This window comes from Nonomuraea rhizosphaerae (assembly GCF_019396405.1).
Classification (GTDB): Bacteria; Actinomycetota; Actinomycetes; order Streptosporangiales; family Streptosporangiaceae; genus Nonomuraea; species Nonomuraea rhizosphaerae.
In genome coordinates, this window is the sequence record NZ_JAHKRL010000224.1 from 1 (window position 1) to 20544 (window position 20544).

22 protein-coding genes and 1 tRNA gene are annotated in these 20544 nt (G+C 72.6%); 6 read left to right on the forward strand and 17 right to left on the reverse strand.

Annotation, left to right across the window (positions count from 1 at the left end; all coding sequences use genetic code 11):
* Nucleotides 1–893, reverse strand: an 893-nt coding sequence (locus KME77_RS11050; RefSeq protein ID WP_219465304.1) for a threonine synthase, incomplete at its 3' end; no start/stop codon positions are given.
* A 57-nt stretch (nt 894–950) separates the two neighbouring features.
* Here KME77_RS11050 and KME77_RS11055 point away from each other — a divergent pair.
* The 3 genes from KME77_RS11055 (at nt 951) to KME77_RS11065 (ending at nt 3397) form a co-directional block, all read left to right on the forward strand.
* The gene (locus KME77_RS11055) at nt 951–1781 is read left to right on the forward strand and encodes an SPFH domain-containing protein (RefSeq protein WP_219465306.1); all 831 of its coding nucleotides are present in this window, start codon (nt 951–953) and stop codon (nt 1779–1781) included.
* The gene (locus KME77_RS11060; protein ID WP_219465309.1) at nt 1774–1935 is read left to right on the forward strand and encodes a type II toxin-antitoxin system antitoxin; all 162 of its coding nucleotides are present in this window, start codon (nt 1774–1776) and stop codon (nt 1933–1935) included. The genes KME77_RS11055 and KME77_RS11060 overlap by 8 nt, the downstream gene beginning before the upstream one ends.
* Before the next feature lie 85 nt (nt 1936–2020).
* The gene (locus tag KME77_RS11065; RefSeq protein WP_308250660.1) at nt 2021–3397 is read left to right on the forward strand and encodes an amidase; all 1377 of its coding nucleotides are present in this window, start codon (nt 2021–2023) and stop codon (nt 3395–3397) included.
* Here KME77_RS11065 and KME77_RS11070 read toward each other — a convergent pair.
* On the reverse strand, nt 3385–4374 hold the full coding sequence (locus tag KME77_RS11070; RefSeq protein ID WP_219465314.1) for a LysR family transcriptional regulator: 990 nt from the start codon (nt 4372–4374) through the stop codon (nt 3385–3387). The two genes, KME77_RS11065 and KME77_RS11070, sit on opposite strands and share 13 nt — an antisense overlap.
* A gap of 71 nt (nt 4375–4445) precedes the next feature.
* On the opposite strand from KME77_RS11070, the gene KME77_RS11075 reads away from it, so the two are divergent.
* Nucleotides 4446–5756 (forward strand): FAD-binding oxidoreductase, encoded by a 1311-nt coding sequence (locus KME77_RS11075; RefSeq protein WP_219465324.1) that lies wholly within the window; start codon nt 4446–4448, stop codon nt 5754–5756.
* Nucleotides 5757–5786: 30 nt separating this feature from the next.
* Here the strand turns inward: KME77_RS11075 and KME77_RS11080 are convergent, their stop codons facing one another.
* The 4 genes from KME77_RS11080 to deoC are packed head-to-tail and all read right to left on the reverse strand — an operon-like array spanning nt 5787 to nt 9175.
* Nucleotides 5787–6632, reverse strand: a complete 846-nt coding sequence (locus KME77_RS11080; RefSeq protein WP_219465326.1) for an aldehyde dehydrogenase family protein — start codon at nt 6630–6632, stop codon at nt 5787–5789.
* Nucleotides 6625–6774 (reverse strand): hypothetical protein, encoded by a 150-nt coding sequence (locus KME77_RS11085; protein ID WP_219465328.1) that lies wholly within the window; start codon nt 6772–6774, stop codon nt 6625–6627. Before KME77_RS11085 ends, KME77_RS11080 begins: the two co-directional genes overlap by 8 nt.
* A gap of 37 nt (nt 6775–6811) precedes the next feature.
* Nucleotides 6812–8242, reverse strand: a complete 1431-nt coding sequence (locus KME77_RS11090) for an aldehyde dehydrogenase family protein (RefSeq protein ID WP_219465331.1) — start codon at nt 8240–8242, stop codon at nt 6812–6814.
* A 3-nt stretch (nt 8243–8245) separates the two neighbouring features.
* Nucleotides 8246–9175 carry a deoxyribose-phosphate aldolase gene (deoC, locus tag KME77_RS11095; protein ID WP_219465361.1) on the reverse strand — a complete coding sequence of 310 codons (930 nt, stop codon included), beginning with the start codon at nt 9173–9175 and terminating at the stop codon, nt 8246–8248.
* A 180-nt stretch (nt 9176–9355) separates the two neighbouring features.
* On the opposite strand from deoC, the gene KME77_RS11100 reads away from it, so the two are divergent.
* Complete coding sequence (locus KME77_RS11100) at nt 9356–9502, forward strand: hypothetical protein (RefSeq protein ID WP_219465333.1); 147 nt, start codon at nt 9356–9358, stop codon at nt 9500–9502.
* A 101-nt stretch (nt 9503–9603) separates the two neighbouring features.
* Nucleotides 9604–12462, forward strand: coding sequence for an ATP-binding protein (locus tag KME77_RS29795; protein ID WP_281424100.1), 2859 nt, complete (start codon nt 9604–9606; stop codon nt 12460–12462).
* Nucleotides 12463–12476: 14 nt separating this feature from the next.
* Here KME77_RS29795 and KME77_RS11110 read toward each other — a convergent pair whose 3' ends face one another.
* From KME77_RS11110 to KME77_RS11160, 11 genes are all read right to left on the reverse strand, one after another.
* Nucleotides 12477–13043, reverse strand: a complete 567-nt coding sequence (locus KME77_RS11110) for a TMEM165/GDT1 family protein (RefSeq protein WP_219465336.1) — start codon at nt 13041–13043, stop codon at nt 12477–12479.
* A gap of 268 nt (nt 13044–13311) precedes the next feature.
* Complete coding sequence (locus KME77_RS11115) at nt 13312–14367, reverse strand: UDP-N-acetylmuramate dehydrogenase (protein ID WP_219465344.1); 1056 nt, start codon at nt 14365–14367, stop codon at nt 13312–13314.
* 72 nt (nt 14368–14439) lie between these two features.
* On the reverse strand, nt 14440–15522 hold the full coding sequence (locus KME77_RS11120) for a glycosyltransferase family 2 protein (protein WP_219465346.1): 1083 nt from the start codon (nt 15520–15522) through the stop codon (nt 14440–14442).
* A 69-nt stretch (nt 15523–15591) separates the two neighbouring features.
* The gene (locus tag KME77_RS11125) at nt 15592–16020 is read right to left on the reverse strand and encodes a MaoC family dehydratase (RefSeq protein ID WP_219465349.1); all 429 of its coding nucleotides are present in this window, start codon (nt 16018–16020) and stop codon (nt 15592–15594) included.
* Nucleotide 16021: 1 nt separating this feature from the next.
* Nucleotides 16022–16471, reverse strand: a complete 450-nt coding sequence (locus KME77_RS11130; RefSeq protein WP_219465351.1) for a MaoC family dehydratase N-terminal domain-containing protein — start codon at nt 16469–16471, stop codon at nt 16022–16024.
* A gap of 255 nt (nt 16472–16726) precedes the next feature.
* On the reverse strand, nt 16727–16891 hold the full coding sequence (gene rpmG / locus KME77_RS11135; protein WP_019632658.1) for a 50S ribosomal protein L33: 165 nt from the start codon (nt 16889–16891) through the stop codon (nt 16727–16729).
* Nucleotides 16892–16961: 70 nt separating this feature from the next.
* Nucleotides 16962–17035, reverse strand: a tRNA-Met gene (locus KME77_RS11140).
* Nucleotides 17036–17244: 209 nt separating this feature from the next.
* The gene (locus KME77_RS11145; protein WP_219465353.1) at nt 17245–18186 is read right to left on the reverse strand and encodes a fumarylacetoacetate hydrolase family protein; all 942 of its coding nucleotides are present in this window, start codon (nt 18184–18186) and stop codon (nt 17245–17247) included.
* A gap of 10 nt (nt 18187–18196) precedes the next feature.
* Complete coding sequence (locus tag KME77_RS11150; RefSeq protein ID WP_219465355.1) at nt 18197–19132, reverse strand: MBL fold metallo-hydrolase; 936 nt, start codon at nt 19130–19132, stop codon at nt 18197–18199.
* A gap of 36 nt (nt 19133–19168) precedes the next feature.
* Entirely contained in the window at nt 19169–20047 is an 879-nt protein-coding gene (locus KME77_RS11155; RefSeq protein WP_219465357.1) for a LysR family transcriptional regulator, read from the reverse strand.
* Between the two features lie 117 nt (nt 20048–20164).
* Nucleotides 20165–20544 (reverse strand): amidohydrolase family protein (locus tag KME77_RS11160; protein ID WP_219465359.1); only part of this gene is annotated, 380 nt, incomplete at its 5' end.

Consider the following 20544-nt stretch of genomic DNA (forward strand, 5'->3'; position numbering starts at 1 on the left):
CCGCCGATGCCGTACGCGTCCGTGTCGCCGAGCGAGACGATCGCGGCGGGCGCCCCGGTGGCGACGGCCCGCGCGTTGGGGCCGCCGGCGGCCGGCTCGCAGGAGAACATGCGGGGCGTCGTGGCCGCCAGCCCCAGCTTGCGCAGCTCGGTGAAGCCCTTCCACGTCCCGTACAGCAGCTCGGCGTAGCCAGTGGGCGCGAACACCGCCGCAGGCACCCCGCCGAGCTGCAGGAACAGCTCGTACGCGATCGTCTTGTAGCCCTCGGGGCCGAACGGGTGCCCGGTGTGGGTGACGGTCTGGTTGCTGACCGGGTGGTAGCCGAGCCGGTCCACGATCTCGCGCATCAGCGGCCAGCGCGCCTCGATCGGCACGGTGAGGACCTTGCCCCCGTAGGCGCGTACGAACGACTGCACGGCCGGCGGCGAGGCGGCCGAGGCCAGGACGATGGCGGGCAATCCGGCGCGGGCGGCGTACGCGGCGGCCGAGGCGCCGTGGTTGCCCGAGGAGGCCACGACCACGCCAGGCGCGCCGGCGCCCAGGGCCGCGCTGACCGTGACCCGGTTGAGCCGGTCCTTGTGCGACCAGGTGGGGTTGCGCGACTCGTCCTTGACGTACACGCCCTCCAGCGGCACCAGCGGCGTGCCGCCCTCGCCCAGCGTGGGCGCGTGCAGCGGCGGCAGCAGCGGCGACCATCGCGCGAGGTCGGGGCCCGGATCCTGGTCGAAGAGGGTCGCGCCGACGCGGGCGTAGTCGTAGTCCACCTCGACCGGGTAGGCGAGCGAGGCCGTGCTGGTCTTCGGGCAGCCGCGGGTCAGCGGCGGCCAGAGCGGATAGGTGATCGAGGGGTCGCCCAGGGAGCGCTGACCCGTGGCGAGCGATGGTCCGTTCACACCGGCCAGCCTAGATGGGCTATCATGGTGATATCACTTCGATAGCAAGGAGTCGCGATGGAACGACGTGCCTTCCGCCTGAACGGGTTCCTGGTCCTGCTGGTCCTGCTGCTGCTGGCCGCCGTCGCGGCCCTGGTCTCGCTGCAGGTCGGCGGCATCACCTGGATCATCGTGTTCGCACTGGTCGCCACCGGCTTCACCGTGGTCAACCCGAACGAGGCCAAGGTCGTGCAGTTCTTCGGCCGCTATATCGGCACGGTCACGGACGCGGGCTTCCAGTGGGTGCTGCCGCTGTCCACCAAGAGCAGGGTCACGCTGCGGGTGCGCAACTTCGAGACCGCCAAGCTCAAGGTCAACGACGCCGACGGCAACCCGGTCGAGATCGCCGCGGTCGTGGTCTACCGCGTCACCGACGCGGCCAAGGCCAAGTTCTCGGTCGACGACTACGAGAACTACGTGGCGATCCAGTCCGAGGCCGCGGTGCGCCACCTGGCCACCACGCACCCGTACGACTCGCACGAGGCCGACCGCACCAGCCTGCGCGACGGCGCGGAGGTGGCCACGGAGCTGACCACCGAGCTGCGCGAGCGCACCGAGCTGGCCGGGATCGAGGTGCTGGAGGCGCGCATCACGCACCTCGCGTACGCGCCGGAGATCGCCCAGGCCATGCTGGTGCGCCAGCAGGCGGGCCAGGTCGTGGCGGCCCGCGCGCGCATCGTCGAGGGCGCCGTCGGCATGGTCCAGCTCGCCCTCGACCGGCTGGCCGCCGAAGGGGTGGTGGACCTCGACGAGGAGCGCAAGGCCCAGATGGTCTCCAACCTCCTGGTCGTCCTGTGCGGCGACCGGGCGACCCAGCCGGTGGTCAACACCGGCAGTCTGTATGCCTGAGCGGAAGAAGCTCCTGCTGCGGCTCGATCCGGCCGTCTACGACGCGATCGCGAAGTGGGCGGCCGACGATCTCCGCAGCGTCAACGCGCAGATCGAGTACGCGTTGCGGCTCGCGCTGAAACAGGCAGGCCGGGAGCCTCGCAACGAAGCGTAAAACTGGGCAAACTCTATGCATGTTATGGGCAGGTAAGTCCGCCATCGATATCGCGACGGCTGTCCGTCGAGGCGAGGTCAAGGCCGTGACCGTGGTCGAGGAGCACCTCGACAGGATCGCCGAGCGCGACCCGGCGGTGGGCGCGTTCAGGCTGGTCCGCAAACAGGCCCTGGACGAGGCCCGGGAGCTGCAGAAACGCCGCGACCTGGCGGAGCTGCCGCTCGCCGGGGTGCCCGTCGCGGTCAAGGACAACCTGGAGGTCGCGGGGGAGGCCACGCGCGTCGGCTCGGCCGTCACGGCGGACGCGCCCGCGCCCAAGGACCACGAGACGGTCGGCAGGTTACGCGCGGCGGGCGCGGTGATCGTCGGGCTGACGAACCTGCCCGAGCTGGGCCTGGTCGCCTTCGGCGACAGCGCGTACGGCACCGTCCGCAACCCCTGGAACCTGGCGCGCACGGCGGGCGGCTCGTCCTCGGGCAGCGCCGCGGCGGTGTCGGCCGGGATGGTGCCGGTGGCGCTGGGCAACGACGGGATGGGCTCGCTGCGCATCCCGGGCGCCTGCTGCGGGATCTTCGCCATCAAGCCGGGCACCGGCCTCGTGCCGCCGCCGTCGGACGACTGGGCCGGGCTGGCCGAGAACGGCCCGCTGACCCGTGACGTGGCCGACCTGTCGCTCGTGCTGTCGGTGCTGGCGGCCGACGGCGCGCTGGCCGAGTCGTGGCGCGGCGGCGTGCGGGTCGAGCCCCGGCCGGCGATGCTCCGCTCGGTCTGGGCGGACGACGACGAGGTGTGGGAGCCCCAGCCGCCGCAGGACAGCCCCGAGCCGTTCGACCTGCGGGTGGCCTACCTGCCCCACCCGCTGCCCGTCGGGCTGCCCATGGACAGGGAGTTCCAGGCGGCGGTGCGCGCGGCGGCCGAGACGCTGAGGATCGCCGGGCACACCATCGTCGAGCACGAGCGCCGCCTGCCCACCTCGCTCGGCCCGTCCACGATCGCCGCCTGGCTGGTCCGCGCCGCGGCCGCGGCCACCGCCTTGGACAGGAGCCGGATGGAACGCCGTACGCGCGCGCTGGCCCGGGCCGGGCGGGTGCTCGGCGCGCTGCGCCTGGACGGCGAGCGCGGCCGGGCCCGCTGGCACGGGTGGGGCGCCGACCAGTGGTTCGGCGACGCCGACGTGCTGATCACGCCGACACTGGCCGCGGTGCCGCCCAAGGCCGACCGCTGGGGCGATCGCGGCCTCCTGCGCAACGTGCTGGCGAACGTCGGCTACGCCCCGGCCACCGGCGCGTGGAACATGTGCGGCTGGCCCGCGATCACCGTCCCGATCGCCACCCACTCCGGCGGGCTGCCGATCGGCGTCCAGCTCATCGCCCCGCCGGGCGGCGAGCCGCAGCTGCTCGGCCTGGCCGCCCAGCTGGCGGACGCCCACCCGCCGGTCCGGCCACGCGGTTACGCGGACTGACGAGGGCCGCCCGGCTGCTGAGCGCCGTCCGATCCAGAGGCGCCGTCTGATTGAGAGGCGCCGTCCGGCTGAGAGGCTTCGCCCGGCTGGAAAGCGCTGTCCGGCAGCCATCGGCGCGCGTGCCGGAGGAAAGCCCGCGCGGCCGGCCCCGACTCGCCCGACGCCCGCCACAGCAGCGCCATCCGCCCGCGCACGCGCGGCTCGGTGATCTCCAGGACCCGCACCCCGTCCTGCCCCACGGCCGCCGACTCCGGCAGCACCGCCATCCCGAGCCCCTTGGCGGCCAGTTGCGCCAGCACGTACGGCTCACTCGCCTCGAACGCGACCCGCGGCGCGAACCCGGCGACCGCACACGCCGCCTCCAGGCTCGACCGCCCTCCCGTCCCGCGCGGCTGGCAGATCAGCACCCGGCCGGCCAGCTCGGCCAGCGCGAGCGAGCGCCTGCCGGCCAGCTCGTGCGACGGCGCGACGGCCGCCGCCAGCGCCTGGTCCACCACGATCTGCGCGTCGAGCCCCTGCGGCACGCCGTCCCCGATCCCGGCGAGCGCCAGGTCGAGCCGCCCGGCCCGCAGCGCGTCGACCAGGCTGCCGGGGTCGGACTCGTGCAGCGTCACCTCCACGGCCGGATGCGCCCGGTGGAAGCCGGCCAGCATCCCCGGCAGGTCGAGCACGGAGGGCGTGGTCACCGCCCCCATCGTCACGTGCCCGCGCAGCAGCCCGGCCATCTCGTCGACCACCAGCCGCGCCCCGGCGACCGCCGCGAGGGCGGCCCGCGCGTACGGCAGCACGGCCTTGCCCACCTCGGTGAGCCGCACCTGCCGCGCCGACCGGTCGAACAGCGGCTGGCCCAGCTCCCGCTCCAACTGCCTGATCTGCGCGCTGACGCCCGGCTGGGCGACGTGGAGCCTGGCCGCCGCCCGGGTGAACCCGGCCTCCTCGGCGACGGTCACGAAGTATTCGAGCTGCCGCAGTTCCATAACCAGACATGCTAGCTGGCAGCAGATCCATCTCTTTGACTGCTGCGCGGGGCGGCAGGCAGGGTGGAAACATGGACATAGCGGACGTGAAGGGCCCGGTCCTGCGGCCGGGCGACGAGGGATACGACAACGAGCGCGCCGGTTTCCAGGCGCTCGCCCAGCACCGGCCGGACGTGATCGTGGGCGCGACGGACGCCGGCGACGTGCGGGCGGCGGTGAAGTACGCGGCGGCGAACGGCCTGCCCGTGGCGGTCCAGGCCACCGGCCACGGCATGCCGATCGCGGCCGAGGGCGGCCTGCTGATCAGCACCCGCCGGATGGCGGGCGTGCGCGTCCACGGTGACACCGCGAGGTTCGAGGCGGGCGTGCGCTGGGGGCGGGTCATCGAGGAGGCGGCCCCGCACGGCCTGGCCCCGCTGTCCGGCTCGGCCCCCTCCGTGGGCGCGGTGTCGTACACGCTGGGCGGCGGGATCGGACTGATGGCGCGCCGCCACGGCTACGCCGCCGACCAGGTGCGCGCCATCGAGGTCGTCACGGCCGACGGCGAGCTTAGGCGGGAGCTCCCGGGCTCGGCGCTGTTCTGGGCGCTGCTCGGCGGGCGCGGCAACTTCGGCGTGGTGACCGCGCTGGAGGTCGGGCTCGTCCCGGTCACCCACCTGTACGGCGGCGGCCTGTTCTTCGACCGGGTGGCCGAGGCGGTGCACGGCTGGGCGGCCTGGACCCAGGACCTGCCCGAGGAGATGACCTCGTCCGTGGCGGTGATCTCGTTCCCGGACTCCCCGGAGCTGCCCGAGCCGTTCCGCGGCCGTCGCGTCGCGCACGTCCGGGTCGCGTACGTGGGGGCGCGGGAGGACGGTGAGCGCCTGCTGGCCCCGCTGCGGGCGATCGGGCCCCGGGTCGTGGACGACGTGCGCACGATGCCGTACACGGAGTCGGGGAGCATCTACAGCGACCCGCCGGGCCCGCTCGCCAGCCACAACTCCCACACGCTGCTGCGCGAGCTGCCGCCGCGAGCCGTGGACGCGCTGCTGGGGACCGAGGACGCCCTGCTGGAGCTGCGGCACCTGGGCGGCGCGCTGGCCAAGCCGGGCCAGGCCCCCGTGGGGCACCGGGACGCCCTGTACACGCAGAGCACGATCTCCCGGCTCACCCCCGGCGCCGACACCGCCGACGCGCGCGAGCTGCACGCCCGCGTACGCGAGAGCGTGTCGCCCTGGTCCACCGGCGGCCGCAGCCTGAACTTCCTGTACGGCGGCAACACCGACCCCGCCCAGGTGCGCCTGGCCTACGAACCGGACGACTACCGGCGACTCCAGGAGCTGAAGGGCGAGTGGGACGCCGGCAACCTGTTCAGGCTGAACGCCAACATCCCACCCGCCTGACGTCCGTACGGACCACCAGGAACGAGGCCGTCAGACCCCCATCGGGTGCCAGACGGTCTTCGTCTCCAGGAAGCGCGTCATCCGGCCGAGACCGGGCGCGGCCCGCCAGTCCTCGGCCGCCGGGCGCAGCACCCGCTTGAGGTTCTCGGCCGCCGCCTGCTCGCAGCTCAGCGCCAGCTCGGTGTCGTCCACGCCGGTCAGGTCCAGGCCGTTGACGTCCATGTGGGCCGCCAGCCAGGGCGCCAGCTCCCGCTGGTGCCCCGTCAGGACGTTGACCACCCCGCCGGGCAGGTCGGAGGTGGCCAGCACCTCGGCCAGCGTGATCGACGGCAGCGGCGCGCCCTCGGCGGCGACCACCACGCAGGTGTTGCCGGTGACGATCACCGGCGCGACCACCGAGACCAGCCCGAGCAGCGGGTCGGCGGGCGCGATCACCCCGACGACGCCGGTCGGCTCGGGCGAGGACAGGTTGAAGTACGGGCCCGCGACCGGGTTGGCCGTGCCGTGCACCGAAGCGATCTTGTCCGACCAGCCCGCGTACCAGACCAGCCGGTCCACGGCGGCGTCCACGGCCTCCAGCGCCGACCTCTTGCCGCCGCCGAGCTCCTCGGCGAACTGGGCGCGGCGGCCCTCCAGCATCTCCGCGATCCGGTAGAGGATCTGCCCCCGGTTGTACGCGGTCGCGCCCGACCAGCCCGGGAACGCCTTGCGCGCCGCCACCACGGCGTCACGCACGTCCTTGCGCGAGGCCCGCGAGGCGTTGGCCAGGAAGTCGCCCTTGGACGAGGTCACGGCGTAGGACCTCCCGCTCTCGGAGCGCGGGAACGCCCCGCCGATGTACAGCTTGTAGGTCTTGCGAACGGCCAACCTACTCATCGCCGCGCCCCCTCCACATGATCTCCTGCGACATCTCGACCGGCACGAACACCTGGCCGCACCGGCTCACGCCGCAGCGGTGGGCGTACCAGCCCGTACGGACCGGCCGTCCGGCGCGGGCGAAGGCGTGGCCCCGGGTCACCTGCGCGCGCCGCCTCGCCCGGTCCGCGCGTTTGTGATCACACGTCAAGGTAGGCCTCCAACCCGAGCAGCCCGCCCTCGCGGCCGTACCCGGACTCCTTGTACCCGCCGAACGGGGAGGTCGGGTCGAACCGGTTGAACGTGTTGGCCCACACCACCCCGGCCCGGAGCTTGCCGGCCATCCACAGGATGCGCGAGCCCTTCTCCGTCCAGATGCCGGCCGACAGCCCGTACGGCGTGTTGTTGGCCTTCTCCACGGCCTCGGCCGGGGTGCGGAACGTCAGCACGGACAGCACCGGCCCGAAGACCTCCTCGCGGGCGATGCGGTGCGACTGCGCCACCCCGGTGAAGACGGTCGGCGGGAACCAGTAGCCCCGCTCGGGCAGCTCGCAGGCGGGCGACCAGCGCTCGGCCCCCTCCTGCTCGCCGATGTCGCTCAGCGAGCGGATCTTGGCGAGCTGCTCGGCCGAGTTGATCGCGCCGATGTCGGTGTTCTTGTCGAGCGGGTCGCCGAGCCGCAGCGTGCCGAGCCGCCGCTTGAGCGCCGTCAGCAGCTCGTCCTGGACCGACTCCTGGACCAGCAGCCGCGAGCCCGCGCAGCACACGTGCCCCTGGTTGAAGAAGATGCCGTTGACGATGCCCTCGACGGCCTGGTCGAGCGCGGCGTCCTCGAACACGATGTTCGCGGCCTTGCCGCCCAGCTCCAGCGTGAGCTTCTTGCCGGTGCCGGCGACCGTGCGGGCGATGATCCGGCCGACCTCGGTGGAGCCGGTGAAGGCGACCTTGTTGACGTCCGGGTGGGCGACCACGGCGGCGCCGGTCTCGCCCGCGCCGGTGACGATGTTGACCACGCCCGGCGGCAGGTCGGCCTGCTGGCAGATCTCCGCGAACAGCAGCGCGGTCAGCGGCGTCGTCTCGGCCGGCTTGAGCACCACGGTGTTGCCGCAGGCCAGCGCCGGGGCGATCTTCCAGGCCAGCATGAGCAGCGGGAAGTTCCACGGGATGACCTGCCCGGCGACGCCGAGCGGCCGCGGGTCCGCGCCGAACCCGGCGTGCTCCAGCTTGTCGGCCCAGCCCGCGTAGTAGAAGAAGTGGGCGGCGACCAGCGGCAGGTCCACGTCCCGCGACTCGCGGATGGGCTTGCCGTTGTCCAGCGACTCCAGCACGGCCAGCTCGCGGGCCCGCTCCTGGATGATCCGGGCGATCCTGAACAGGTACTTGGCCCGCTCGGCGCCCGGCATCGCGCTCCAGACGCCGTACGCCTTGCGCGCGGCCTGCACGGCCCGGTCCACGTCGTCGGCGGAGGCCATCGCGACCTCGGCCAGCTTCTCCTCCGTCGCCGGGTTCACCGTCTTGAAGGGGGCGCCGCCGCCGTCCACGAACTCGCCGTTGACGAACAGCCCGTACGACGGCCTGAGGTCGACGATGTCGCGCGACTCGGGCGCCGGTGCGTACTCGAAGATGCTCATCGGCTAGTCCAGGGTGAAGTAGTCGGGGCCCGCGTAACGGCCGGTGGCCAGCTTCTGGCGCTGCATCAGCAGGTCGTTGAGCAGCGACGAGGCGCCCAGCCTGAACCAGTCGGGCGACAGCCAGTCGCCGCCCGCGGTCTCGTTGACCAGGACGAGGTTCTTGATGGCGTCCTTGGTGGTGCGGATACCGCCCGCGGGCTTCACGCCCACCTGCCGGCCCGTCTGGTCGCGGAAGTCGCGCACCGCCTCCAGCATGATCATCGTCACCGGCGGCGTGGCCGCGGGGGAGACCTTGCCGGTCGAGGTCTTGATGAAGTCGGCTCCGGCCAGCATCGCCAGCCAGGAGGCGCGGCGCACGTTGTCGTAGGTCGACAGCTCGCCCGTCTCCAGGATCACCTTGAGGTGGGCCTCGCCGCAGGCGGCCTTCACCGCGACGATCTCCTCGTACACCTTGAGGTAGTCGCCGGACAGGAACGCGCCGCGGTCGATCACCATGTCGATCTCGTCGGCGCCGGCGGCGACGGCGAGCGCGGTGTCGCTCACCTTGACCTCCAGCGAGGAACGCCCGCTGGGGAACGCGGTGGCGACGGAGGCGACCTTCACCCCCGAGCCGCGCACCGCCTCGGCGGCCACGGCCACCAGGTCGGGGTAGACGCAGACGGCGGCCACTCTGGGCGCGCCCTCGCCGGGGTGCTGGGCCTTGGTGCACATCGCACGGACCTTGCCGTGCGTGTCGGCGCCTTCGAGCGTGGTCAGGTCGACCATCGAGATGGCCAGGTCGATGGCCATCTCCTTGGCGCTGGTCTTGATCGAACGGGTGCCGAGCGTCGCCGCCCGCTGGTCCGCGCCCACCCGGTCGATACCGGGGAGGCCGTGCAGGAATGCCCGCAATGTCGCGCCGGATGAGGCGACGTCCGCGAGCGAGCTAGTCAGAGTTGACACCTCAACAGCATCGCCGACCAGGTGGCTCAGCTCCAAACCGGATCTATAAGGCATGTCCTAGGTACCCCCTGCCTGGACTTTCCCCGGCAGATAAGTCATCCACCCGATGTGGCGGGGTGGGCCTTAGGACGAACCTTAAGAGTGTCAGCAAGAACGAAGAAGGAGCACAAGATGAGCCCCGAGATCGAGTACCAGCTCATGAAGAGCCACGTCACCGAGCTGCGCGAGGCGGCCGCCAGGCACCGTCGCGTCCGCGAGGCCCAGCAGGGCAACAAGTCCGAGCGCCGCTCGCTCTTCGGCAAGCGTCGCTCCTCATGAGAACCCCACGTGTGCCCGGCCGCAACCTCCCTCGCGGCCGGGCCACAATCCCGCCCTAAATGCGTCGAAAGTAGCAAGTGAGGCATGACATGCTGGATGACATGCTGGGACGTTCGGTTAGTCCCGTCTTCGTAGGGCGGGACAAAGAGCTGTCGAGCCTCTCAGAAGCATTCGACGAGGCCAGAAAGGGTGCCGCCACGGCCGTGCTCGTGGGCGGGGAGGCGGGCGTCGGCAAGACCAGGCTCGTCCAGCGCTTCGCCGAGCGAGCCGCGCGGGACGGCGCCCACGTGCTGTACGGCGGATGCGTGGAGCTGTCCACGGAGGGCCTGGCCTACGCGCCGTTCACGGCCGCCCTCAGACAGCTCGTCAGGGAGCAGGGCACCGACCGGATCGCCGCGCTGCTGCCCGGCGGCGCCGAACGCGACCTGGCCAGGCTGCTGCCCGAGTTCGGGGAGCCCAGCAGCGACGGCGAGACCGAGACGGGCCGCGCGCGCCTGTTCGAGCAGTTCCTCACCCTGCTCGAACGGCTGGCCGACAGCCGCCCGACGATCCTGCTCATCGAGGACATCCACTGGGCCGACAGGTCCAGCCGCGACCTGATCGCCTTCCTCAGCCGCAACCTGGGCGCCGCCCAGGTGCTCATCGTCATGACCTACCGCTCCGACGACCTGCACCGCCAGCATCCGCTCCGGCCCGTACTCGCCGAGCTGGGCAGGGTCAGCGGCGTGCTCAGGCTCGACCTGCCCCGCCTGTCGAGGGATGAGGTCGCCCTGCAGATGGCCGGCATCCTCGGCAGCGCTCCCGAGTATCCCAAGGTGGAGAAGGTCTTCGAGCGCAGCGAGGGCATCCCGCTGTTCGTCGAGGCGTTGCTCGACTGCGGCATCGACTGCACCTTCCCCGAGTCGATGCAGGACCTCATCCTCGGCTCGGTCGAGCGGCTGCCCGAGGAGACGCAGCGGGTGCTGCGCATCGCCGCCGCGGGCGGCATCAGGGTCGGCCACGCCCTGCTCGCCGCCGTGAGCGGCCTGTCCGACCTGGAGCTGGAGGCCGCGCTGCGGCCCGCCATCGCCGGGAACGTGCTGCAGATCGCCGACAACCGCGCCTACGTCTTCCGCCACTCGCTGATCCGCGAGGCGGTGCACGACGAGCTGCTGCCCGGCGAGCACCAGCGGCTGCACTCGGGGTACGCCGAGGAGATCTCCCGCGACCGCAAGCTCGTGCCGCCCGGCCGGGCCGCCGTGGAGCTGGCCCACCACTGGTACGGGGCGCGCAACGACCTGTGGGCGCTGATCTCCGCCTGGGAGGCGGCGCTGAAGTCGTTCCGCGCGTTCGCCTACACCGAGGCCATCCCGCTGCTCGAACGGGTCCTCATGCTCTGGGACCGGGTCCCCGACGCCGCCGAGCGCATCGGCGCCGACCACACCGCCGTGCTGGAGAAGGCCAGTGAGGCCGCCCTGGCGGGTGGCGAGCTGGACCGGGGCATCAAGTTCGTCAAGGCGGCGCTGGAGGAGCTGGACGAGGGCAGCGAGCCCGCGCGGGTCGCCACGCTGATCGTCCGCTGGGCCAACCTCAAGATCTACAAGGGCAAGACGGGCGTCCTGGAGGACCTGCGCCACGCCCTGCGCCTGGTGCCCGAGCCGAACCTGGACCGCGCCTGCGTCCTCACGCCGCTGAGCCAGCACCTCATGCTCATCGGCAACGTCGAGGAGGGCACGCCGCTCATCGAGGAGGGGCTGCGCCTGGTCAGGAAGCTGGGCGACAAGTGCCTCGAAGGCGACCTGCTGATCAACCTGGCGCTCGGCTACTCGATCGCCGGTGACGTCGAGCGGACGCTGGCGACCAACACCCGCGCCATGGAGCTCGGCTTCGAGGAGGGCTCGGGACGCCTCATCACCCGGGCGATCGGCAACAACATCGACGCGCTGACCGACCTGGGCCGCACCGAGGAGGCCCTGGCGCTGAGCGAGGAGGGCTGGCGGCTGGCCAAGCACTACGGCCGGATCCGCACCAACGGCGTGTTCAGCCTCACCAACAGGGCCGAGGCGCTGGAGGCGATCGGCCGCTGGGACGAGGCCATCGAGACCGTCGAGCAGGCGCTCACCTTCGGCCCCGTGCTGCGCACCCGCCACCACCTGGTCCGCCTGCGCGCCGACATCGCGCTGGCCAGGGGCGAGCAGGACGTGGTCGAGGGCATCCTGTCGGAGCTGGGCGTGATCAAGGAGCGGCCCGAGGACTTCGTCCAGGACATCACCAACAGCGCCCGCCTGCTCATCGGCTGGCACCTGCTCAGGGGCGAGCCAGAAGCCGCCCTGCTGGTGACCGAGCGCGTCCTGTCGCGGCCCTCCCAGTCGCCGAAGGCGATGCTCGGCTGGCGGCTGCTGGCCCTGCTCACCGTCGTCTGCGACGCCATGGAGTCCGCCGAGCCCGAGCGCGTACGGACCGCCCGCGAGCACTGCGCGGCCCTGGCGGCCAGGCTCAAGGTCAGCGGGCCGGTCGCGGAGGGGTACCGGCTGTCGTACTCGGGCGACTTCGAGGCCGCCGCGGCCGCCTGGGAGCGGCTGGGCCGCCCGCACAACCAGGCCAAGGCCCTCGTCAGGGCGGCCACCGCGCTCGCGCTGTCGGGCGACAGGGAGGGCGCGGCGGCCCGGCTCGCCGTGGCCCGGCCGCTGGCCGTCGCGCTGCGGGCGACCCCGCTGGTCGAGGAGATCGAGACGCTGTCCCGCCGGGTCGGGGGCGCCCAGCCGGCGGGGGCGGCCGTTCCCGAGCTGCTCACGCCGCGCGAGATGGAGGTGCTGCGGCTCGTGGCGCTCGGTCGTACGAACCGGGACATCGCCGCCGAGCTGTTCATCTCGGCCAAGACGGTCAGCGTGCACGTCTCGAACATCCTGGCCAAGCTGGGCGTCACCACCAGGGGCGAGGCCGCCGCGGCGGCGCACCGGCAGTCGCTGCTCACCCTGTAGCTGGAGCCTTGTAGCTACAGCAGGGCCTCGATCAGCAGCGCGATGCCGAACACCGCGAACGCGGCGGCGGCCCCGTACCTGATCGCCCGCTCCGGCAGATGCTTGCCCAGCAGCCGCCCGGCCACGATCGCGAGCGCGTCGGCCGCCACCATGCCCACCGTCGACCCGATCCACGTGCCCACCCAGCCGTGCTGCGTCGCCAGCGTGATCGTGGCCAGCATGGTCTTGTCGCCCAGCTCACTCAGGAAGAACGCCACCGTGACGGCGATGAGCGCGTTCCTGGTGGTGCGCCCCGCCTTGCTCGCCTCCTCGTCGCTCAGCTCGTCGCCCTTGAGCGTCCACAGCGCGAACCCGAGGAAGGCGATCCCGGCCACGACGGCGATGGCCTGCGTCGGCAGCGCGTCACCGATCAGGCCGCCCACCCCGACGCTGACGAGGTGCACGACGGTCGTCGCGATCGTGATGCCGGCCAGCACGGGCCAGGCCTTGAAACGAGTGGCGAACGTCATCGCCATGAGCTGGCTCTTGTCGCCCAGCTCGGCGACGAAAATGACGGCCAGACTGATCCAGAACGCTTCCAACGGTCCTCTTCCGCTTCTCGCGCGACCAGGCCGGAAGCGGGACCCGGGGGTTCGTCTTTCGGGCACGCCGTTCGGCCCGGCAGCGCATGTCGAACTGCAGCTACCAGGCCGAAGGTCTCGTCCGCCCGAACTGACAGGCCCGCGTGACCGGGCGCGAGAACGCGCCAGCGTGTCGATCACGCGATTGGGACTACTCCCCCTCGGTATTTCCCCACAACCATAACAGCCGCCCCGTCATTCCCCGGGCCGGCCACCCCATGCGGGTCGCTCAGCCGTCGACCGCCGCGGGCTCCTCCAGCGCGCAGCCGACCATCACCGGCTCGTTGACCAGCGTGACGCCGAACTTCTCGCGCACCCCGTCGCGCACCTCCCTGGCCAGCGCCAGCAGGTCGGCCGTGCTGCCCTCGCCCGTGGGGTTGGTGAGGGCCAGCGTGTGCTTGGTGGAGATGCGGACCGGGCCGCGCCCGTACCCCTTGGGGAAGCCGGCCTGCTCGATCAGCCACGCGGCGGGCACCTTGACCGAGTCGCCGGGCATGTCCCAGCGCGGGTGGCCAGGCGCGCGGGCGGCCAGGTCGCCGGCCTCGTCCGCCGACAGGATCGGGTTGGTGAAGAACGAGCCCGCGCTGCGCGTGTCCGGGTCGGCCGGGTCGAGCACCATGCCCTTGCCGCGCCGCAGCTCCAGCACCGCCTCGCGGGCCGCCGCGAGGGGGACGCGGGCGCCCTGCTCGACGCCGAGGCGGCCGGCCAGCTCCTGGTAGGCGATCGGGCCGGACTCCTGCGAGATGTCCAGCGCGTACGTCACTCCGAGCACGACGTGTCGCGACAAATCACGCTTGAAGGCGCTGTCGCGGTACGAGAAGCCGCACTGCCGTGCCTCCAGGTCCACCACCTGGCGCGTCCTGCGGTCGTAGGCGCGCACGCACCTGATGGTCTGGGCGACCTCCTGGCCGTACGCGCCGACGTTCTGGATCGGCGTCGAGCCGACCAGCCCCGGGATGCCGGACATGCACTCGATGCCCGACCAGCCCTCGGCCACGGCGCGGACGACCAGCGCGTCCCAGTCTTCCCCCGCCTCGACCGTCAGCAGCGCCTCGTCGCCGTCGCGCGAGACGGACACCCCCTGGGTGACGACCCGGACCACCAGCCCGTCGAACCCCTCGTCGGCCACCACCAGGTTGCTGCCGCCGCCGAGCACCAGCGTGGGCCGCCCCTGCCGGTCCGCCTCGGCGATCAGGGAGACGAGCTGCTCCGCCGTCTCTGCCTCGGCGAAGTCACTGGCGGGGCCGCCCAGCCCCAGGGTGGTGTACGGCGCGAGTCTCTCCATGGGGGACAAGCTTATGAGGGACTCGGCACCAACAGCACCCTGTCCGGATTTCGCCCGTGTCCTACAGGCTCCTCACACCGAGGACGTGTCCGGGCCGCGCAGCGTCCGTACGGGGAGGCGGTCGGTGGGGACGGCCAGGTCGCCGTGCAGTGCCCGCGACAGGCCCAGGGTTCCGTCCTGGGCGGTGCCGGCGTCCTCGGGCAGCGCGCCGATCGCGGCCGACCTTCGTACCGCCATCAGGTCACCGCGCAACGCGCCGATCCGGGCGGGGGCCTGGCCGGATTCGTCCTGGACGGCCGGGTCCCGGTCGGCGCTCTGACGGCCGGCGGCCACCGCTCCCTCCCGCACGCACGCGACGAGCGGCGTCAGCGCGTCGCCCTCCAGGAGGGTCGAGGTGTCCATCAGCACGTGCACCTCTGAGGTGTCCAGGCGCAGCAGCTTGGCCCGCGCCGCGCCCCAGGTCGCCGTGCCGCCGCGCCAGACCGGCGTCTCGGCGACGCGCCACTCCTTGATCCGCTCCGGGTGCCGCTGGGCCAGCTCGTGCAGGACGTCGCCGGCGCCGTCGACGTTCCCCAGGTCGATGGCCAGGATCGGAACGTCGGTGTGCTCGATCACCGACTCCACGCACGCCCGCACGTCCTGCGGCCAGCCATCGACGACCAAGCTCACGGAGGCCGTGATGTCGGCGTTCAGCACGCGCTCGCGTTCGGTCGTCACCCCCACGTCGTCGAGCCGGTTGACGGCCAGGGACGCGTCCCAGACGCGCTGGGCGTGCAGCATGTCGTCGCCCGGGTCGCCGTGCTGTTCGGGGTCACCGGAGAAGCCCAGGTCGGCGGCGGGGTTGGGGCGCGCCCCGGCGTTCGGCGACTTGGCGCCGGCCGTCCCGACGCCGGTGGCGATCCGCGCCGGCGTCTTGGGCCCGGGGCCGGTTCCGGAACCCGCCGCGTCGTCAACGGCGCCCTGCGGCGTCTCGGCGCCGCCCGCGGTGTCACGCCCGGTGCCCACCGTGCCGGCCACCTGCCCAGCGCCGGCAACCTGCTCAGCGCCCGCCTGCTCGGCGCTCCTCACCGGGCCGAGACGGCCGGGCGGCCCGTCGGTGACCGCGGAGACGGGAATCGATTCAACGGTGGGCCATACCGTGACAGTTTCGCTCATGGGCACACGCGTACCCGAGACCCGCCCCGCCTATCATCGGCCGGGCGGCCCCGCGCGAGCCGGGCGGCCCTAGGCGAGCTGCACGACCGCCCGCGCCTTGGACAGCACCCGGGCGTCGTTCGCCTTGGCCGTCAGCGCGACCACCACCCGCTTGTCCTCGAGCTTCTCCTCCACGACCCCGCTGACCGTGATCGTGGCGCCGTTGTCGTCGTCGGGCACGACTACCATCGAGGAGAACCGCACCCCGTAGTCCACCACCGCGCCGGGATCGCCCACCCAGTCGGTGACGAACCGCCCGCCCTGCGCCATCGTGTACATGCCGTGCGCGATGACGTCCGGCAGCCCGACCGTCTTGGCGAACCGCTCGTTCCAGTGGATCTGGTTGAAGTCGCCGGAGGCTCCCGCGTACATCACGAGGTTGAGCCGGCGCACGCTGTAGTCGACGGCCGGGATCTCGTGCCCGACCTCCACCTCGTCGTACTTCACCGTGGCAGTCATGTCAGGCCGCCCCTCCGCGCTCGACGATCGTGTTGTACGTGACGCACACCGGCTCGCCGGCGACCGTGGTGACGTCGCTCCGGACCGTCAGCAGCTCGTTGCGCCCGGCGCTGCGGATGTCGGTGATCGTGGAGCTGGTGATCAGCTCGTCCCCGGCGTAGACGGGGCGGAGGTACTCGAACCGCTGCTCGCCGTGGACCACCATGGCGAAGTTGAGCCCGAGGTCGGGGTCGGCGAGCGCCTCGCCGCCGCTCTGCAGGCTGAACACGATGGGGAAGGTCGGCGGCGCGACCACGTCGGGGTGCCCGGCGGCCTTGGCGGCCTCCTGGTCGCGGTAGATCGGGTTGCCGTCGCCGATGGCGGCCGCGAACTCCCTGATCTTCACCCGGCTGACCTCGTACGAGGACTTGGACGTGTACGTCCGGCCCACGAAGTCGCGGTTCAAGGCCATCTGCGCTCCCTCATATCCGTTAGGCAGACGCTAACAGAACAAGGTTCGGCTGTCGCCGGGCACAGCTGTGATTTTGCGCGCTCAGCCGCACGTGGGAGGGCGCGTACGGCCCCAGGTCACGGCGAAGCGCCCCCGCGAACACAGCGAAGCGGCCCCGCACACACGACGAACCGGCGCCCTCGATGGGGACGCCGGTTGTATCGCTCTGTGTGGCCAGGAGACCACCCCTGGCGAGACCGCGCTCAGGAACAGGAGCTAGCGGGTCTCGCGGTGCGCGCGGTGGCAGCGGCAGTTGGGGCAGTACTTCTTCAGCTCAAGCCGATCCGGGTCGTTGCGCCGGTTCTTCCGCGTGATGTAGTTGCGGTGCTTGCACTCCTGGCAGGCCAGCGTGATCTTCGGCCTAACGTCGGTGGCAGCCACGTGGGAGTGCCTTTCTACGTTCGGGACTGGGACATGCCCGAACCCAGGTCGACGACCTGGGGAGGGGCAGTAGCGGAGGCCGGACTTGAACCGGCGACACAACGATTATGAGCCGTTTGCTCTGCCTGACTGAGCTACTCCGCCTTGCGAGCCGGACGAAACGACCCCGGCCCGTAGAGGATACCCGACCTGGGAAGCACATACGTACTCGGCAGGATCGGGTGGGCTTTGCGGTGACCGAATCGGATAACGATCGCAGCTCAGTCTAGCCTGCGCGCGCGACGAACGCGAAACGCGACGCCCCCTGCAACGGGACGCGACCTCTACGACCGCGGGCCCTACGACCGCGGGCCCTACGACTGCGGGCCCTGCGACGCCCGCAGCGAGTCCGGCCCCGGCGCGACGCCCTCGACCACCCGGCACCGCTGCACCCCCAGCCGTTCCACGCTGAGCGTGACCGTGTCCCCGGCCGCCAGCGGCGCGTGCGCCTCGAACCCCTTGCGCCCCCACAGCTCGGCCAGGCAGCCGCCGCCGCAGGTCCCGGAGCCCAGCACGTCCCCGCGCCTGACCTCGGTCCCCCGGGACGCGTAGGCGATCATCTGCGGATAGGAGAAGGCCATGTTGCTCCACCGGTCCTCGCCCACGGTCACCCCGTTGACGGCCGCCGTCATCGGCAGGTCGAAGGCGTTGCCCGCCCGGTACGGCTCCAGCTCGTCGGGCGTGACCAGCACGGGCCCGAGCGTCGTGGCGGAGTCCTTGCCCTTGACCGGCCCCAGCCGCACCTCCATCTCGGCGATCTGCAGGTCGCGCGCCGACCAGTCGTTCATGAGCGTGTACCCGGCGATGCAGGAGGCCGCCTCCTCGACGCTCAGGTCGCGCCCGCCGCGCCCGAGCACGGCGGCGACCTCCAGCTCGAAGTCGAAGACCGCGCACCCCGGCGGCAGCGGCACGTCGTCGTCCGGGCCGATCACGGCGTACGGGTTGGTGAAGTAGAAGGCGGGCGCGGCGTACCACTGGGCCGGCACCTGCGCGTCCATGAGCTTGGCCACCCCCTCGACGTGCTGCTCGAACGTCATGAAATCGCGTACGGTCGGCGGCTCGGGGACGGGCGACCGTAACCGCACGGACGCGAGCGGCACGACCTCGGCGGGCGCGCGCAGCGCCGACTCGCCCGCCTCGTGCAGGTCGCCCAGCACGTCGAGCAGCCGCACGTGCGGCGGCAGGCCGTAGATCGCGTCCTCGATCACCCGGCCGGCCCGGTCGCCGTCTTCCCCTACATATGTGACGAACTCCATGGAATCCTCCTCAGACCGCCGTCGGCAGCGGACCCTTGTTGAACGCTACGGCGTCGGCGAAGGCCGCCAACAGGTCCACTTCCACACTCGCCGCGTCCGCGTACGCGCGGTGCAGGTTGAGCACGAGCCGCTCCGCGTCGGCCCACCCCTCGAAGTCCCGCAGGTCCGCTTCCCGGGCCGCCTCCAGCGGGCCGAGCCCGCGCTCCCGCCCCTGCCGCGCGGTCCGCAGGACGAACCGGTAGTAACGCTCGTGGTCGGCCAGCACCCCGGGCAGCGTGCCCGCGTCGGCCAGGGGACCGTGACCGGGGACGACGTGCGCGGCGTCGAAGCCCGCCAGCCAGTCCAGCGACCGCAGCGCCCCCTCGACGGACCCCATGAGCAGCAGCGGCGTCAGCCCGTTGAAGATCAGGTCCCCGGCGAACAGCACCCGCTCCTCCGGCAGCCACACCACCACGTCCCCGGCCGTGTGCGCGGGATGTCCGGGATGCTCCACGTCGATCCGCCGCCCGCCGCTGTGGATCGTCAGGCCGGAGCGCAGGACGAGCGACGGCGGCCGCCTGACCACCGCGCCCCAGTCGGGCACCGGCGACCAGAACGGCGGGCACCCGTCGATGACGACGTCCGCCAGCACCGCGTCACGGACGCTCTCGTGCCCGATGACCAGCGTGTCCTCGGGCAGCAGGGAGAGGCCGTGGGTGTGGTCGCCGTGCTGGTGCGTGACGACCGCCGCCCGTACCGGGGCGTTCCCGCTCGCCTCGGCGACCGCCGCGAGGAACCTCCGCGTACGCCGCTCCGTGGCGCAGGTGTCGACCAGGACCGTGCCCTCCGCGCCGGTCACCGCGCCCGCGTTGTTGACCCACCAGGTGCCGCCGGGCTGCACCCAGGCGTGGACCCCCGGCACGATCTCGCGTAGTGCCGCCGGGCCGGCGGCGCTCTGATGTCCCATGCGGACGACTCCACCACGGGGGCCGGGCGGGCATCATCAGCCGGAAAAGTTATGATCCGCCAGCAACCGCGCCGCCCGCCGGAAGGCCGCCACCCCCGGCCGGTCGTCGCGGGCGCGGGTGGCGATGGCCGCCTCGCACGCGGGCCCCTCCATGGGCACGAACCGCACCCCGGGATGCGGGTAGAACCGGCGCGCGGCCTCCGCGTGCAGCCCGAGCCGCCCGGTGATCGCCACGGCCGTCGGGATCGCGGCGGGGACGCGTACGTTGACCGGGTCCCTGCTCCACTGCGCGGCCGTCCCCGCCCACTCCAGCAGCGCCGGATGCCCCGCCGACATGCCGATCCAGGCCGCGTCGGCGACGTCCGTCCCCGTCAGCCGCTCCGCGTCCGCGTACGGCGAGCGCGCCGGCACCACCGCCACCCTCGGCACCGACACCACCCGGTCGAACACCAGCCCATCCACGGGCCCCACGTACTGCACCACGCCCACGTCCACCCGCCCCAGCCGCACCGCGTCGTACTGCGAGGCCAGGTCCAGCTCCCGATGGTCGAGCACGAGCCCGGGAACCTGCCCGGCGGCCACCTCGACCAGCGCCGGCCACGCCTCGGCCAGCCCGAACCCGAGCACCCCGACCCTGATCGGCGCGCCGTCGTAGGGCGCGTCCTCGCGCGCCACCTCGGCCAGCCCGTCCACGGCCGCCAGCACCTTGCGCGCCTCCGCGACCAGCCGCTCCCCCGCCGGGGTCAGCGCGACCCGGCGGCTCGTCCGCTCGAACAGCCGCCGCCCGACCTCCCGCTCCACCCGCTGGATGTGCCGGCCGAACGGCTGCGCCGCGATGTAGTGCCGCCGCGCGGCCCGCCCGAAGTGCAGCTCCTCGGCCAGCGTGACCACGTAACGCAACGAACGGATCTCCACCGGCGAACCTCCCCGTGCCCCACCCCTATTCGCCGGAGGGCGCCCCCCGTATGTCGCGTGTCGGGGGCCGGAATGTCACGGGCCGGGGGCCAGGATGTCGCGGGCCGAGGGCCGGGCTCAGCGCCGGACGGCGCGGCCGGGCAGCGCGTCGAGGACCAACTCCCCCGACCGGACCACGAACGAGCCGCCCACCAGCACGTGCTCGTAGCCGGCCGACGGAGTGGTGCTGCGGGCGTACGTGGCCCGGTCGGTGACCGTCTCCGGGTCGAAGACGACCAGGTCGGCGTCGCAGCCGGGCTGGACCCTGCCCTTGCGCCGCATGGCGGGCACGGCCTCCTCCAGCACCCTCGCGGGCAGGAGGCTGCAACGGGCCACCGCGTCCAGCAGCGTGAGGCGGCCGGTCTCCCTGACGTGGCGGCGCAGCACCCGCGAGAAGGTCCCCGCCGTGCGCGGATGCGTCACGGCGGCGGGCGGCAGCGGCCAGGCGAGCGGGTCGG

What these genes read in the sequence shown, in the direction of transcription:
- KME77_RS11055 (WP_219465306.1), top strand. Translation starts at nt 951, where the DNA reads ATGGAACGACGTGCCTTCCGCCTGAACGGGTTCCTGGTCCTGCTGGTC.
- KME77_RS11060 (WP_219465309.1), top strand. Translation starts at nt 1,774, where the DNA reads ATGCCTGAGCGGAAGAAGCTCCTGCTGCGGCTCGATCCGGCCGTCTAC.
- KME77_RS11070 (WP_219465314.1), bottom strand. Translation starts at nt 4,374, where the DNA reads ATGGAACTGCGGCAGCTCGAATACTTCGTGACCGTCGCCGAGGAGGCC.
- KME77_RS11075 (WP_219465324.1), top strand. Translation starts at nt 4,446, where the DNA reads ATGGACATAGCGGACGTGAAGGGCCCGGTCCTGCGGCCGGGCGACGAG.
- KME77_RS11080 (WP_219465326.1), bottom strand. Translation starts at nt 6,632, where the DNA reads ATGAGTAGGTTGGCCGTTCGCAAGACCTACAAGCTGTACATCGGCGGG.
- KME77_RS11090 (WP_219465331.1), bottom strand. Translation starts at nt 8,242, where the DNA reads ATGAGCATCTTCGAGTACGCACCGGCGCCCGAGTCGCGCGACATCGTC.
- KME77_RS11100 (WP_219465333.1), top strand. Translation starts at nt 9,356, where the DNA reads ATGAGCCCCGAGATCGAGTACCAGCTCATGAAGAGCCACGTCACCGAG.
- KME77_RS29795 (WP_281424100.1), top strand. Translation starts at nt 9,604, where the DNA reads ATGCTGGGACGTTCGGTTAGTCCCGTCTTCGTAGGGCGGGACAAAGAG.
- KME77_RS11115 (WP_219465344.1), bottom strand. Translation starts at nt 14,367, where the DNA reads ATGGAGAGACTCGCGCCGTACACCACCCTGGGGCTGGGCGGCCCCGCC.
- KME77_RS11120 (WP_219465346.1), bottom strand. Translation starts at nt 15,522, where the DNA reads ATGAGCGAAACTGTCACGGTATGGCCCACCGTTGAATCGATTCCCGTC.
- KME77_RS11125 (WP_219465349.1), bottom strand. Translation starts at nt 16,020, where the DNA reads ATGACTGCCACGGTGAAGTACGACGAGGTGGAGGTCGGGCACGAGATC.
- KME77_RS11130 (WP_219465351.1), bottom strand. Translation starts at nt 16,471, where the DNA reads ATGGCCTTGAACCGCGACTTCGTGGGCCGGACGTACACGTCCAAGTCC.
- KME77_RS11145 (WP_219465353.1), bottom strand. Translation starts at nt 18,186, where the DNA reads ATGGAGTTCGTCACATATGTAGGGGAAGACGGCGACCGGGCCGGCCGG.
- KME77_RS11150 (WP_219465355.1), bottom strand. Translation starts at nt 19,132, where the DNA reads ATGGGACATCAGAGCGCCGCCGGCCCGGCGGCACTACGCGAGATCGTG.